Origin of the sequence: Pseudomonas sp. Sample_14 (genome assembly GCF_004307515.1) — a bacterium.
Classification (GTDB): domain Bacteria; phylum Pseudomonadota; class Gammaproteobacteria; order Pseudomonadales; family Pseudomonadaceae; genus Aquipseudomonas; species Aquipseudomonas atacamensis.
In genome coordinates this window covers 96540-112388 of the sequence record NZ_RCOC01000005.1, presented here as the reverse complement: position 1 = coordinate 112388, position 15849 = coordinate 96540, and the positions used below count along the sequence as shown (strand labels likewise).

Annotated in this window: 9 protein-coding genes; 5 read left to right on the top strand and 4 right to left on the bottom strand. The window is 56.3% G+C overall.

The features are described from left to right. Positions 1–43: 43 nt before the first annotated feature. Positions 44–2020, bottom strand: coding sequence for a methyl-accepting chemotaxis protein (locus D8U61_RS01065; RefSeq protein WP_130889071.1), 1977 nt, complete (start codon positions 2018–2020; stop codon positions 44–46). 187 nt (positions 2021–2207) lie between these two features. After that, on the bottom strand, positions 2208–3128 hold the full coding sequence (locus D8U61_RS01060) for a LysR substrate-binding domain-containing protein (RefSeq protein WP_016772577.1): 921 nt from the start codon (positions 3126–3128) through the stop codon (positions 2208–2210). A gap of 159 nt (positions 3129–3287) precedes the next feature. Between D8U61_RS01060 and D8U61_RS01055 the strand changes: the two genes are divergently transcribed. After that, positions 3288–4682: a NorM family multidrug efflux MATE transporter gene (locus tag D8U61_RS01055; protein WP_056791616.1), complete on the top strand. Its 1395-nt coding sequence runs from the start codon at positions 3288–3290 to the stop codon at positions 4680–4682. A 126-nt stretch (positions 4683–4808) separates the two neighbouring features. Here the strand turns inward: D8U61_RS01055 and D8U61_RS01050 are convergent, their stop codons facing one another. Further along, the gene (locus D8U61_RS01050) at positions 4809–6482 is read right to left on the bottom strand and encodes a bifunctional diguanylate cyclase/phosphodiesterase (protein ID WP_130926279.1); all 1674 of its coding nucleotides are present in this window, start codon (positions 6480–6482) and stop codon (positions 4809–4811) included. A 272-nt stretch (positions 6483–6754) separates the two neighbouring features. Here D8U61_RS01050 and rep point away from each other — a divergent pair, with 272 nt between their 5' ends. Continuing rightward, positions 6755–8764, top strand: coding sequence for a DNA helicase Rep (gene rep / locus D8U61_RS01045; protein WP_130926278.1), 2010 nt, complete (start codon positions 6755–6757; stop codon positions 8762–8764). 57 nt (positions 8765–8821) lie between these two features. Continuing rightward, positions 8822–9394, top strand: coding sequence for a xanthine phosphoribosyltransferase (locus tag D8U61_RS01040; RefSeq protein WP_016772573.1), 573 nt, complete (start codon positions 8822–8824; stop codon positions 9392–9394). Between the two features lie 132 nt (positions 9395–9526). On the opposite strand, the gene D8U61_RS01035 is transcribed toward D8U61_RS01040, so the two are convergent. Next, positions 9527–11449: an acetyl-CoA hydrolase/transferase C-terminal domain-containing protein gene (locus tag D8U61_RS01035; protein ID WP_130926277.1), complete on the bottom strand. Its 1923-nt coding sequence runs from the start codon at positions 11447–11449 to the stop codon at positions 9527–9529. A gap of 591 nt (positions 11450–12040) precedes the next feature. On the opposite strand from D8U61_RS01035, the gene lanM reads away from it, so the two are divergent. Both lanM and D8U61_RS01025 read left to right on the top strand, forming a co-directional pair. Further along, positions 12041–14971 carry a type 2 lanthipeptide synthetase LanM gene (lanM, locus tag D8U61_RS01030; protein WP_130926276.1) on the top strand — a complete coding sequence of 977 codons (2931 nt, stop codon included), beginning with the start codon at positions 12041–12043 and terminating at the stop codon, positions 14969–14971. Continuing rightward, positions 14968–15846 (top strand): ABC transporter transmembrane domain-containing protein, encoded by an 879-nt coding sequence (locus tag D8U61_RS01025; protein ID WP_130926275.1) that lies wholly within the window; start codon positions 14968–14970, stop codon positions 15844–15846. The genes lanM and D8U61_RS01025 overlap by 4 nt, the downstream gene beginning before the upstream one ends. Positions 15847–15849 lie beyond the last annotated feature (3 nt).

Genomic DNA, 15849 nt, shown 5'->3' with positions numbered 1-15849 from the left:
CTGTGGGAGTGAGCCTGCTCGCGATAGCTGTTTCAAAGATGCATCAACGGAAGCGGTCAACCTCGGAACGCAGATCCGCCGCCAGCTTCTCCAGCTCTTTAGCGGTGACAGCCAGGTTTGACACCACCTCACGCTGCTCGCTGTTGGCCAAGGCGATGCTTTGCAAATTGCTGCTCAGCAACGTCGCAGTGCTGCTTTGTTCCTGAGTGGCGGTGGTGATCGCGGCGAACTGCTGGCCTGCCGAACGGCTCTGCTCATCGATCCGCGCCAGTGCCGAGGCGACATTGGCGTTGCGCGACAGGCCTTCCTGCATCAGCACATTGCCCTGCTCCATGGTGCTGATCGCGTTGCCGGTCTCCTGTTGGATGCTGTGGATCATGCTGGAGATTTCATCGGTCGCCTGACGGGTACGCGAGGCGAGGCTGCGCACTTCGTCCGCGACCACGGCAAAACCGCGACCCTGCTCACCGGCACGCGCGGCTTCGATGGCAGCGTTAAGTGCCAACAGGTTGGTCTGCTCGGCGATCGAAGTGATCACGCCGACAATGCCGCCGATTTCCTGCGAGCGCTGCCCCAGCGTGTTGATCACGCTGGCGGTGCTGTTCAGCGCGCCAGCGATCTGCTCCAGCGACGACGACGCTTCTTCCATCGAGTTGCGGCCAATCTGGGTTTGCTGCGCGTTTTCCTGCGCCAGGCGCTGGGTCGCGCCCATGTTGTCGGCAATGTTCAGCGAGGTGGCGCTGAACTCTTCCACGGCGCCGGCCATGCTGGTGATTTCGCCCGATTGCTGCTCCATGCCTTCATACGCACCGCCGGACAAACCGGACAGCGCCTGCGCACGGCTGTTGACCTCTTCCGAAGCGCGGCGGATGTGCTCGACCATGGTCGACAGCGCTTGGCTCATCTGGTTGAACGCGCGCGACAGCTGACCGATTTCATCGTGGCTCGATACGTTCAGCCGCACGCTCAGATCACCAGCACCCAAGGCCTCGGCCTGACGCACCAGATCACCCAGCGGTGCGAGTTTGCTGCGCAGCAGCCAGACCACGGAACCGACCGCAAGCAACATCGCCAGCAGGCTGCCGATCGCCAGTTGCGTACCGACGCTCCAGGTCACCGCGCGGATCTCGGCTTTCGGCATGCTCGCCACCACCGACCACGGACCACCTTCAAACGGCACGGCGATGCTGTAGAAGTCCTCGCCCTTGTCGCTCCAGAACTCACCCTTGCCCGGGGTTTTCACCAGGTTGTTGATGGTCGGGGCGGCTTGATCCAGGTTTTCGACGCCGGCAATCGGCACCAGCCATTTATTCTGCTCGTCGAGCAGCGCCAGCGAGCCGGTCTTGCCAATGCGGAAGCGCTTGAGATTGGCGAACTGCGCGTTCTGCGCGTCGGTGTAATCGAAACCTACGTACAACACGGCGATGATCTTGCCGCCCGCATCACGCACCGGGGTGTACTGCGACATGTAGTAGCGCTCGAACAGCAACGAGCGGCCGACATAACTCTGCCCCGCCATCAACTTCGCGTACGCCGGGTTGGCATGATCGAGCACGGTGCCGATGGCACGGGTGCCGTCCTGCTTGCTGACGTTGGTGCTGACGCGAATGAAGTCTTCGCCGCTGCGCACGAATACCGTGGCCACACCAGCGGTCATCTGCTTGAACTCGTCAACTTCCTTGAAGTTGTTGTTCAGCACCTCGTTGCCCAGGTGCAGACCCGGAGTCTGCACGCCGGCCACGGTCACTGGCTGATCGGGGTGCACACTCAAACCACTGCCGAAGCGCTTTTCGAACAGCCCGCTCAGGCGCAGGGTGCTTTCACGCAGCGTACCGTGAAAGGTACTCAGTTGATCGGCCAGCAGCCGGGCCTCACTGGCCAGATGCTCTTCACGGGTGGCGAGGTTGGCGGAATCCAGCGAACGCAAGGCGAACACCGTACTGCCGCTGATGACTATCGCCAGTATCACAGCAAGGGCAAGGCCCAGCTGCGAGGCGATCCGAGCACGAGGTTGAGACATGAACAGCTCCTGGCCGAGCCACCGAATCCTCCTTGATCGCGGTAATTGCCCGGAAAATATTCTAATAATGGGGGTAGCGCGGAACCGGCACGACGGTTCCACATGCTCGTAGTCGGCGGAAAATCCGAATACTTGAGCGGATTGCGTGGGTATGGCGCAGTAGTGGCATTGTGCCGGCTCGAACGTTTCAGCTCAAGCGCTCTACCGCCGGCAATTGCATAGCGCGTACTTCGCCTTGGAGAAAATCGCTGAGACGGCGCAAACGTTCACCTCCCGGACGCGGTTTCGGCCACACCAGGTAATAATTCAGGCCACTGGCGACGGCGGTCGGCCACGGCAGGCTCAAGCGTCCTTGCGCAACGTCTTCGGCGACCATCAACAGATCACCCATCGAAACGCCATAGCCGCGCGCCGCGGCGATCATGCCCAGCTCCAGCGTATCGAACACTTGCCCGCCCTTGAGCGATACCTGATCGGACAGCCCCATGCGCTCCAGCCAACTGCGCCAATCGCGGCGATCCGGGGTCGGGTGCAGCAGTTCAGCAGCCGCCAGACGCGCTACGTCCCAAGGTTGGTCATTGAGCAGGTTCGGCGCGCCGACCGGAATCAATTCCTCGGGAAACAGCAGGCTCGCTTCCCAGTCCGGTGGGAAATGCCCGTCACTGAGCAACACCGCGCAATCGAACGGTTCATTGTTGAAGTCCACCGAATCGATATCCATCCATGCGCTGGTCAGTTGCACCTCATTGCCCGGCTGCAAATGGCGGAAGCGACTCAACCGCGCCAGCAGCCAACGCATGGTCAGGGTCGATGGCGCTTTCATGCGCAGAATGTCGTCCTCGGCGCGCAAGGTATTGCAGGCGCGCTCAAGGGCGGCGAAGCCTTCGCGGATACCGGGTAGCAGCAGCCGCGCCGATTCGGTCAGTTGCAGATTGCGCCCGCTGCGGTGAAACAGCCGGCAGGCGAAGTGTTCTTCAAGAGTGCGCATGTGCCGACTGACCGCGCTCTGGGTGATCGACAGTTCTTCCGCCGCGCGGGTGAACGAGCTGTGTCGCGCTGCCGCTTCGAATGCGCGCAGGGCATACAACGGCGGAAGGCGTCGGGACATACACAAAGCTCCAATAGCGGGGATACAGCCAATTCGGCAGGACGATTCAGGATGAGTATTAATCATGCCACCCATCCTTTTTATCCCTTTGTGCAAAGCCTGCCAAGCGCCGAGAATCGACGCTCTTCTGCTTCCTCTGATATTTGGGTGGTGATGACCATGCAGCATCCTGTGCGTACCGAACTCTGGGCCATTCTGCGGCTGGCGGGGCCGCTGATTGCTTCGCAGTTGGCGCACATGCTGATGGTACTGACCGACACCCTGATGATGGCGCGCCTCAGTCCCGAGGCGCTGGCCGGTGGCGGCCTCGGTGCCGCGAGCTACTCGTTCGTGTCGATTTTCTGCATCGGCGTGATTGCAGCGGTCGGCACACTGGTGGCGATCCGTCAGGGTGCCGGCGACATCATCGGTGCCGCGCGCCTGACCCAGGCCGGGTTGTGGCTGGCCTGGCTGATGGCCCTCGGCGCCGGGCTGTTGTTGTGGAACCTCAAACCGGTGTTGCTGCTGTTCGGCCAAACCGAAACCAACGTCAACGCCGCCGGGCAATTTCTCATCGCCCTGCCCTTCGCCCTGCCCGGCTACCTGAGCTTCATGGCCCTGCGCGGTTTTACCAGTGCGATTGGCCGGGCGACGCCAGTGATGGTCATCAGCCTCGCCGGTACGGTGGCCAACTTCCTGCTCAACTACGCGCTGATCACCGGCATGTTCGGCCTGCCACAACTGGGCCTGACCGGTATCGGTCTGGTCACGGCGATTGTCGCCAACTGCATGGCACTGGCGCTGGCCTGGCATATCCGCCGGCATCCGGCGTATGACGCTTATCCGTTGCGCGCCGGTCTGTCGCGGCCGAACCGGCAATACCTGAAAGAACTGTGGCGTCTGGGCCTGCCGATTGGCGGCACCTATGCGGTGGAAGTCGGGCTGTTTGCCTTTGCCGCGTTGTGCATGGGCACCATGGGCAGTACGCAGATGGGCGCGCATCAAATCGCCCTGCAGATCGTGTCGGTGGCCTTCATGGTCCCGGCCGGGATGTCTTACGCCATCACCATGCGCGTCGGCCAACACTATGGCGCCGGGCAATTGGTCGATGCGCGCATGTCCGGGCGTGTCGGCATCGCCTTCGGCGCCGTGGTGATGCTCGGTTTTGCCCTGGTGTTCTGGCTGTGGCCGAACCAGTTGGTCGGCCTGTTCCTCGACCACAACGATCCGGCGTTTGCCGAAGTGATCCGTCTGGCGGTGAGCCTGCTGGCCGTAGCGGCGTGGTTCGAGCTGTTCGACGGCACGCAGACGATTGCCATGGGCTGTATTCGTGGGCTCAAGGATGCCAAGACTACGTTTCTCGTGGGGCTCGCTTGCTATTGGCTGATCGGCGCACCAGCGGCGTGGTGGATGGCGTTCCATCTCAATTGGGGGCCGACGGGCGTCTGGTGGGGTCTGGCGTTGGGCCTGGCGTGCGCGGCGGTGAGCCTGACGCTGGCGTTTGAATGGAAGATGCAGCGGATGATTCGGCGCGAGCCGCAAGCTCAAGGTTTCAACATCCCCCAGGCCGAATGAGGGTTTCCTTTGTGTGCGAGCCTGCTCGCGAAGACCGAGTGTCAGGCCCAGATCATTCAGCTGACATAACGCCTTCGCGAGCAGGCTCGCTCCCACGGGGATTTTTGCCGGCCGCAACAATCGTGATCAACCGACGATTTCCAAAGCCGGCTGCTGGTTCGATCCAGACGCCAGATATTCCACCAACTCATCCAACGGCAGCGGTCGGCTGATCAGGTAACCCTGCACCTGATCGCAGCCGAACCCGCGCAGCAACTCCAGTTGCTCCGGCGTCTCGACCCCTTCGGCAACTACTTCCAGGTGCAGGTTGTGCGCAAGGTTGATCATCGCGTGCACCAGTTTGCGGTTCTCCTCGCGCTGTACCATGCCGCCGACAAAACTCTTGTCGATCTTCAGCAATGTAATCGGCAAGCTGTTGAGGTGCACGAACGACGAAAACCCGGTGCCGAAATCGTCCAGCGAGAAGCGCACACCGAGGCGGCCGAGCGCATCCATGGTCTGTTTGACCAGATCGCTGCGCCGCATCACGGCGGTTTCGGTCAGTTCGAATTCCAGCCACTGCGCCTCGACGCCGCGCTCGGCGATCAGGCGGCTAAGTGTCGGCAGCAACTGGCTGTCCTGAAACTGGCGGAACGACAGATTGATCGCCATGTGCAGCGCCGGCAGCCCCTGCTCGCGCAAGGCCTGCATATCACGCAAGGCGCGGGAAATCACCCAGTAGCCCAGCGGCACGATCAGACCGCTCTGCTCGGCCAGCGGGACGAACTCGCTCGGTGGCAACAGACCGCGCTCGCCATGACGCCAGCGCACCAGCGCTTCGAGGCCGACAATCTGGCCGTCTTCAAGATTCAGGCGTGGCTGGTAATGCAGTTCCAGCTCATCGCGGCGCAAGGCCCGGCGCAGTTCACTTTCGAGGTCGGCCATGCTGCGCGCGTTGCGGTTGATGCGTTCGTTGAAGATATGAAAGGTGCAGCCCTGCGTGCTCTTGGCCTGCTGCATGGCGATATGGGCGTGCCACATCAGTGGATCGGCACCGCCGTTGGCACGGGCATGGGCGATGCCAAGGCTGGAGCCGATCAGCAGGCTCTCGCCGTCGACCCAATAAGGTTCGGCCAACGCCTCAGTGATGCGTTCGGCCATCCACTCGGCGCGTTGCGGCGCGCGGCGGGTATCGATCAGCAGAGCGAATTCATCGCTGCCCAGCCGTGCCAGTTGATCGCCGGCCTCCAGCTGACTTTTCAGCCGCGCGACAACTTGCAGGATCAAGCGATCGCCGGCCTGATGACCAAGGGCATCGTTGGCATGGCGGAAGTTGTCGAGATCGAGATGGCCGAGGGCGAGACCGCGACCGTCGCCTTCGGCAAGGCGCGCGGTGAGCAGAGTCTGGAAGCCCTGACGGTTGGCGATACCGGTCAGCGGGTCCTGTTCGGCGAGGCGCTGAAGAGTGTTTTCCAGCACGCCGCGCTCGCGCACATGGCGCAGGCAACGCTGGAGCATGCCGGCGTCGAGGGCGTCGAACACCAGCCAGTCGCTGACACCGACCGGCGCGGTGGCCGGCTCGTGCTCCAGCAGCAGAACGGTCGGCAGGCTGCAACGCCCGGGCGGCGGCTGCAACGCTGGCAGGGTCAGCAGTACCGCGTGGCGGTTGTCTTCGAACAGGCGGCTGACCGAATCCCAGTTCGGCGCGCTGATCAGCACCGCCGCGCTCCCCATCGGAGCCAGACACTCACGCAACAACGCTGTCCACGCTGGCTCTTCGGCCAGTAGCAGCAAACGCAAGGGTTCGACAGGCGTAGACAAGCTGACTCCCTAGACTCTGCAATGATGTAGGCGGGGCATTATGCCGGTGTGCTGAACAATGACCAATGCGTTGTCTGATGACAACGGCATCGAAACGTTATTTTGTGTCACGAATGAGAACATTAGCCGCAAAATCCCCGCGTATCCTGCGTGAAAGTAACAAAACCGGCAAATCTGAATCGCGTGTTGCGTCACAAGTCGGACAGAGCAGCACAAATCGCTGAGCCTGTTAAAATGCCGGCCCATTTCGTCAACGACTCCCGAATTTTCGTATGTCCCGACTCAATCCCCGGCAGCAAGAAGCCGTGAACTACGTCGGCGGCCCTCTATTGGTGCTCGCCGGTGCTGGCTCCGGCAAGACCAGCGTGATCACGCGCAAGATCGCGCACCTGATCCAGAACTGCGGCATCCGCGCCCAGTACATCGTCGCCATGACCTTTACCAACAAGGCCGCGCGCGAAATGAAAGAGCGGGTCGGCACCCTGTTGCGTGCCGGCGAAGGGCGTGGCCTGACCGTCTGCACCTTCCACAACCTGGGCCTGAACATCATCCGCAAGGAGCATGCGCGGCTGGGCTACAAACCCGGTTTCTCGATCTTCGACGAGACCGACGTCAAAGCCCTGATGACCGACATCATGCAGAAGGAATACGCAGGCGACGACGGCGTCGACGAGATCAAGAACATGATCGGCGCCTGGAAAAACGACCTGATCCTGCCCGCCCAGGCCTTGGAAAACGCGCGCAACCCGAAGGAGCAGACCGCCGCCATCGTCTACACCCACTATCAGCGCACGCTCAAGGCGTTCAACGCGGTGGACTTCGATGACCTGATCCTGCTGCCGGTAAAGCTCTTCGAAGAACACGGCGACATTCTCGAAAAGTGGCAGAACAAGGTCCGTTACCTGCTCGTCGACGAATACCAGGACACCAACGCCAGCCAGTATCTGTTGGTGAAAATGCTCATCGGCAAGCGCAACCAGTTCACCGTGGTCGGCGACGACGACCAGTCGATCTACGCCTGGCGTGGCGCACGCCCGGAAAACCTGATGCTGCTCAAGGACGACTATCCGTCCTTGAAAGTGGTGATGCTCGAGCAGAACTACCGCTCCACCAGCCGCATCCTGCGCTGCGCCAACGTGCTGATCTCGAACAACCCGCACGAATTCGAAAAGCAGCTGTGGAGCGAGATGGGCCATGGCGACGAGATCCGCGTGATCCGCTGCCGCAACGAGGACGCCGAAGCCGAGCGCGTGGCCATGGAAATCCTCAGCCTGCACTTGCGCACCGACCGCCCGTACAGCGATTTTGCGATTCTTTATCGCGGTAACTACCAGGCCAAGCTGATCGAATTGAAGCTGCAACACCATCAGGTGCCGTATCGCCTGAGCGGCGGCAACAGCTTCTTCGGTCGCCAGGAAGTGAAGGACCTGATGGCCTACTTCCGCCTGATCGTCAACCCGGATGACGACAACGCCTTCCTGCGCGTGATCAACGTGCCGCGTCGCGAGATCGGCTCGACCACCCTGGAAAAGCTCGGCAACTACGCCACCGAGCGCAAGATCTCGATGTACGCCGCCACCGACGAAATCGGTCTTGGCGAACATCTCGACAGCCGCTTTACTGATCGCCTGGCGCGCTTCAAGCGCTTCATGGACAAGGTCCGCGAGCAGTGCGCCGGCGAAGATCCGATCTCGGCGCTGCGCAGCATGGTCATGGACATCGACTACGAGAACTGGCTGCGTACCAACAGCTCTAGCGACAAGGCGGCGGACTACCGCATGGGCAACGTCTGGTTCCTGATCGAGGCGTTGAAAAACACCCTTGAGAAGGACGAGGACGGCGAAATGACCGTCGAGGACGCCATCGGCAAACTGGTGCTGCGCGACATGCTCGAGCGCCAGCAGGAAGAAGAGGACGGCGCCGAAGGTGTGCAAATGATGACGCTGCACGCCTCCAAAGGGCTGGAATTTCCCTACGTGTTCATCATGGGCATGGAAGAGGAAATCCTCCCGCACCGCTCCAGCATCGAAGCCGACACCATTGAAGAAGAACGCCGCCTGGCCTACGTGGGCATCACCCGCGCCCGCCAGACCCTGGCCTTCACCTTCGCAGCCAAGCGCAAGCAGTACGGTGAAATCATCGACTGCGCGCCGAGTCGCTTTCTGGATGAGCTGCCGCCGGACGATCTGGCCTGGGAAGGCAACGACGACACCCCGACTGAAGTCAAAGCCGTGCGTGGCAATAGCGCATTGGCCGACATACGCGCGATGTTAAAGCGCTAGAATCGACTACTTTTTAATCTACCTTCGGCGCCCATCGCGCCAACAGAGGAAGCTGTTGTGGAAGCACTGCACAAAAAAATCCGCGAAGAAGGCATCGTGCTTTCCGATCAGGTCCTGAAAGTCGACGCTTTCCTGAACCACCAGATCGACCCGGCCCTGATGAAGCTGATCGGTGACGAATTCGCCGCGCTGTTCAAGGATTCGGGAATCACCAAGATCGTCACCATCGAAGCTTCGGGCATCGCCCCGGCGATCATGACCGGTCTGAACCTCGGCGTGCCGGTGATCTTTGCCCGCAAGCAACAGTCGCTGACCCTGACTGAAAACCTGCTCTCGGCGACCGTCTACTCGTTCACCAAGAAGACCGAAAGCACCGTGGCCATCTCCCCGCGCCACCTGACCAGCAGCGACCGCGTGCTGATCATCGACGATTTCCTCGCCAACGGTAAGGCCTCGCAAGCGCTGATCTCGATCATCAAACAGGCCGGCGCCACCGTTGCCGGTCTGGGCATCGTCATCGAAAAGTCGTTCCAGGGCGGCCGCGCCGAACTGGACTCGCAGGGCTACCGCGTCGAGTCGCTGGCTCGCGTGCAATCGCTGAAGGATGGCGTCGTCACCTTCATCGAGTAACCAGCGGCACCGAGTTACCCCTGTGGGAGCGAGCCTGCTCGCGAATGCATTGTGTCAGTCACCCTGTTGAGTGAATGACACACCGCTTTCGCGAGCAGGCTCGCTCCCACAGTGGGTTCTGGGGGGGGTCAGTTATTGCGCGGTAGCTTTCAGGCCTGTGAGCAGCAGGCGTTGGAACAGGTCTTCCTTGAGACCTTCCGGATTAGTCAGCTGCATCCGTTCAAGATGTTCCGGGAACACTGAGGCCTCCGGCGCATCCAGCGCTGCCTTGCCCAAGTCGAGAATCTCGGTCAGCTTGAACTTGCTCTTCAGCCAGTTCAGCGCCCGCAGCAGATCCCGTTCGATGGCGGTGAAATCACAGCCCAGCGGATACTCCGGAAACAGGTTCGGATGCCGTGCGGCAATCGCCTGCAAGCGTTGCGGTGTGTTGTCGGCAAACCGTGGATCGAGACGGAAGTCCTTCGGCAGCTTGCCGACTGTCTGCGCCTGTTCGATCAGTCCCGGCTGGAACCGCGAGTCGCTGATATTGAGCAACGCTTCGATCACCGCCGCGTCGGTTTTGCCGCGCAGGTCGGCGATGCCGTATTCGGTGACGACGATGTCGCGCAGGTGCCGCGGGATCGTGCAGTGGCCGTAGTCCCAGACGATATTGGAGCTGACCTCGCCGCCGGACTCGCGCCAGCTGCGCAGGATCAACATCGATCGCGCGCCCTCCAGCGCGTGGCCCTGAGCAACAAAGTTGTACTGGCCGCCAACACCGCTGAGCACGCGTCCGTCTGCCAATTGATCAGCCACGCCGGCGCCGAGCAGAGTCATGGTGAACACGGTGTTGATGAAGCGCGCATCGATGCGCTGCAAGCGCTTGAGCTCTTCCTGGCCGTACAGCTCGTTGATGTAGCTGATGCGGGTCATGTTGAATTCCAGCAGCTTGCTTTGCGGCAACTCGCGCAGCCGCTCATAAAAACTGCGCGGGCCAAGGAAGAAGCCGCCGTGCACCGAGATACCGTCGGGCTGCGCGGCTTGGTCGAGGGTACCGGCGTTGGCCTGCTGCTGAGTCGGCACATCCGGATAGACCTTGCGCCGAATGATCCCGGCATCCGCCAATACCAACAGCCCGTTGACGAACATCTCGCTGCAACCGTAAAGGCCTTTGGCAAATGGCGCGGTGCCGCCCTCGCGCTGGATCAATTGCGCCCATTGACTGAGGTTGATGTCATCGAGCACCGCCTGATAGCCGGCGTTATCGGCCTGACGGGCAAGCAACGCAGCGGTCAACGCATCCCCCATCGAGCCGATACCAATTTGCAATGTGCCGCCATCGCGCACCAGCGTACTGGCGTGCAAGCCAATGAAATGATCCTGAAAGCCCACGGGCATGTTCGGCGTTGAAAACAGCGTGCTGCTGTCCTTCTCGTCGATCAGAAGATCAAACGTGTCGATGTCGACTTCCGCATCGCCGGGCATGTACGGCAGATCCGTATGCACCTGGCCGACCAGCACAATGGTCTCCCCCGCCTCGCGGCGCTTGGCGATCATCGGCAACAGGTCGAGGGTGATGTCCGGGTTGCAGCTCAGGCTTAAGCGATCAGGGTGTTCGCTGCTGCTGGCGAGCAATTGCGCCACCAGATTGAGACCCGCTGCGTTGATGTCGCGAGCGGCATGGCTGTAATTGCTGCTGACGTAATCCTGCTGCGCCGGCGCGCTGTTGAGCAGACTGCCAGGCTGCATGAAAAACTGCTGGATACGGATGTTGGCGGGCAGGCTGTCGCGCTGCAGATCGGCGAGGAAATCGAACTCCGGATAATCACCAAACACCCGCTCGACGAAAGGCTCGATAAAGCGCTTCTGCAAGCCATCGCCCAGATTCGGCCGACCGAGGCACAGTGCGGTATAGATCGTCAGCTGCCGCTCGGGCAGGTCCTTGATGCGCCGGTACAGCGCGTTGACGAAGTGATTCGGCTTGCCCAGCCCCAGCGGCAGGCCCATGTGGATGTGCGCAGGCAAACGCGCCAATACGTCGTCCACCGCCTGTTCGATCGAACACAACTGCACCATCTGAAGCCTCCCGCTCGTTCTGTTGATAGGGGTAGACCGAGATTGCCGGGGAATTACTTCAGAGGGAAGGTGATTAAAAAGAAAAACCGCGAAATTTCTTGATGGGTCGAACCTCAAGTTAGGTTGCAAATACCTACAAAAAATATATAGCAATAACAATGAATTGTCCGCGCCCAATGAATCACCTCACAAACTTCTAGGTATTTTTCCTACATCGAACCGAATTTAATCATGCATCACTACAGGAAGCGTCTGAATTGAAGTTATTTCAATCCTCGCTAGGATTCATAACGTAACACTCCAGAAACTTATGCCATCAAGGCAAACACTAATTCACGTCAAGGCTCAATTATGGAAATCGACTTCTTAGCAATCCGTCGTGCCCGAGCACGCGTTCTAAACTCAACGACACCAATCTCAACTTTGGCGATTCAAGCATTCAGTAACTTGAGCGCAGCAAGCAGCGGTTCACGACCATGCACTAGCTGCTGTTCACAGTGTTGGCAAGGATGCTGCTACGCGACCTATATGTAAATAAAATTGGGTGGCACTCGAACCGAGTGGCCGCCCTCACTATTTAAGGATAAGACAATGAAAAATCCTAAAGATTTTTTAAGCGGAACAACGCCCATGAAACGCGGCTACGCTACTGACTGTCCAGTCTGGCCATACCTGTCTTATTACATCTTCCATATCGAAAAACAATTTCCGAAATCATGTAAAAACAACGAAGCATTGAAATCAACGGTCATCAATGGCTTTGTAACCAACCTTGCAGCACGACTTACTAACGCGGCAAATAATGTCTTGATAACGGAAAAAATAGTGTTTGAAAAGACCATCAGCAGCAAAATGGAGACTTCTGCATATTTCAAATTGGTTGGTGAAAATAGGAACTACCTCCTCGACATTATTAGCGCCTACCCTGAAATGGATCGAGTCCTGACCAAACTTTCAAATAATTTTATCGAATTCACGATACAGTTAGTCCTCGCTCTCATCGAAGACAGACAAGATATAAACAAACAATTCGATATACCGACCGGATCCACACTTTCCTCCGTTGATGTTTCATCCAGCGAAACTCACATTGGATCTAGGACCGTTTGTATACTTTCTTTTGGTTCCATTAAGATAATTTACAAACCGAGAAATTTGGAACTTGAAGCCGAAGCATCTGATTTACTACTGCATTTGAGCAATGCTGCCGGAGATGATTACGAAAACTGGAAATTACCAAGGTATCTTGTAAAAAAAGAACACGGCTGGTCAGAGCACACACCTCAAACTCAGGCAGAAAACGAAGCCGAAGTTTCTTCTTACTTTAAAAGAGCTGGATTTCTTTTAGGCTACTGCACCACTTTTATGGCCGCCGATATTACCTCTGACAATTTGATTGCACATGGCGCAAGCCCTATCCCAATTGATCTCGAAACCATTTTCTATAGCACCCTTAATATTGAAACCATTCCAAAAGAAGTACGCTGGAATGTCACCCAAACAAGCATACTTCCAAACTGGACGTGGAAAGGCACCGACGGCATAGGTGTAGACCTGAGTGCGTTAGGTGGACTATCGGAGCAATATGTCAGCTTAAATCTGTATCAACATCTGGAAGACGAGAGTGGACAGAGCCAGTTTGGCATGGACGGAGTGAAAATATTTCCAAACCAAAACGTTTTGTATATCGATGGAAAAGCGGCGCAGCCGTGGCACTACGAAAAAGAAATCATTGAAGGCCTGAACAAATTGTTCTCCATTGTGAATAGTAATCAGGCTTCAATCATCGAAATTATTGGTTCTCTCCGAGGAAGAAGAAATAGGTATATTCCGAGGCCGACCGCCACATATCACTACGCTATCCAATGCTCCTTGCATGCGACTTTAATGCGATGCACTAAAAAACGTAGAGCCTTCCTAGAGAACATTCTCAATAACGACACCGCCCCTGCCATAGGCTTTCTCAAGGCAGAGATCGCCGCTTGCTTGGATTTAGACGTACCTTTTGCTCAAGGACAAACTGGGGCCCTTGAATTCTTTGAACCAAGATACGATGGCAATGGCCACCTAGATAGCAATGACTATATAAACGGAATCGATAACAGCCTCCAATACGTTCAAACCATGAGCAAGAACAGAATCGCATTTGAAGAAAAACTGACTGCGAATACTTTATTAGCAATGAAAAATATGTATGAACATGGTGATAAGCTGACGGACCACACATTCAGACAATACGACGACCTGAACGACCCTCGGTATTCAAACGTAGATGAGATCATTAACAAACTCAGGTCATCATCAGAGGTCAATGCGAAGTTGATCAATGAGATGTTAGGCAGTGAAATTTCCAGCAATGGACTTTGGTTGGGATTTCATTCATCACCTGGCGGTTACATGGAGTTCTCAGAGTTAGGGGACGATTTCTACTACGGCCTGTCCGGCATTCTCTACGGGTGCGTGGTCGCTACTAGCCGCAGCAGCGCTATAGATAAAAAGCTGGTAAGCCAACTGCTAAATATTTGTTACAGCAGAGTGATCCAAAAACTTTCGAATAAAGGTACGCATTTAGGTGGTTTTCACTTCGGCTTATCCTCCGCAATTATACCGCTATTGATAAGCCTAGACTATTTTGATGATGAAAGGGAACACGAACTACTACAACTCTACAAGAGATATGTTGAAGAGGCACTCATTGAGCCTTGGTGGCAAAAATACTTTTGGGGCTCGGACTTTCTATCAGGTATGTTCGGAACTTTAAACGTACTGACTCATCTCTTCAGCCTCACGAAAGACAAATGCTTTTCTGATTTAGCGAAATCCTTATACGATAAGTTAAAAACAGAACTCACGCCTATAGCCGGCCGCAAACTAGCGACATTTGATAATGCAGTCACTACTAGAAGCGATGCTCTATTGAGCGGATTGTCCCATGGCATTATGGGGTGCGCATATTCGTTATTTTATTTCAACGATCTGATCGCAAAAGACGACTCAATCAAGAATTTATTCTTAGGATTTCTATCTTGGGAGCTCGACCAATATGATGGAACGATTGAAAACTGGCATGACTATAGAAAACGTTCAGCATCAAGTGCGGGCGAGTTTTCATGGAGCCATGGCTTACCAGGAAACTTCTTGGCAATAGATTATTTTGCTAGAAAGGGAGTGAGACTGGCAACAGAGTTCTTGGAGAAACATCCGTCTAAGACTGCATTTTCTTACTACGATCTAGAAAAAAGAAAGCGCCCTATTAACGACTCTTTATGTCATGGCGCTTTTGGAATTCTTAATATAATTAAAAAGCTTTCACCAGATTCGCTAAGTAACCCTAAGATATTTCTATGGTCAAACATCATCAACCTCAGTGAGCAAGGCAGTCGAAACCTTAGAACAAAGACTGCAGATCCTTTGGGTTTGTGGATTGGAAGAGTGGGATCGCTAATCGGCTCAATTGGGCTAATCGAGCATGACTATGAATTTCCATTCCTCCCCCACCAAATGGGGTTTCTAGAATCATGAAGGATAATCTAAAACTCTGCTGCTTTGGTGTAGGCATTGCGATTCTTACAAGCGCATCACCCTATTTAATAGGCAACTCAATCAATCTATACTTGGCAAGTGACAGTTTATATTTATACGCGCTCGCGGGCGCTTCGTTCTCCCTCATCGCCACGCCCCCATTAAAGCTGGCAGCCAACATCTATCTACAAAAAACCGCGTCCAAAACAAGATTTATTCTGAAGAAGGCAATCCTGAATCACCTACTAGACAGAAGCTTCGAGCATACGCAAAAACCAGGCGAGCGGATCGAACTCATCGATGGCGACGTTGATGGCTCGATATATTTGTATCACTCAATTTATCTGGATGTATCGCTGAACTGCAGCATCATTATCGCTGCTCTCCTGGTGACTGCCCACTATCATCCACTTCTGGCACTCGCACCACTTACCGGCCTCGTTTATGCTATTGCGGCATACCTTATAACTCGAAAAAATAGCAACTCACTGTTTGCTGAGTACGTTCAAGAAAACACCGTAACAATAGGCGCCATCTGTGAGCTTTTGCTTAATGCAAAGCCATACACCAACAGGATCAAGATCGATATAAAAAATATCGAGCGCCTCGCTTTTCGCTCAAGTTTCAAAGCCACAACATTCGAATCAATGTCAGGCACATGTTATCCGGTAGCGATAGTGGTTTTATTATTGGTATCGGCCCATCTGCTAAGCGTTGGCGAAACGAATATAGGCTCAATTTTTGCCTCAGCCATCTATCTTGAACGCGTTCTGAGCCCCACGATGTCACTGATATCTATCTACTACTCGAGCAGAGAGGCATCTTATAGACGTAGTCGAATTCGTAGCTACGAACTGCAGCACGAGGGGCATTGAACT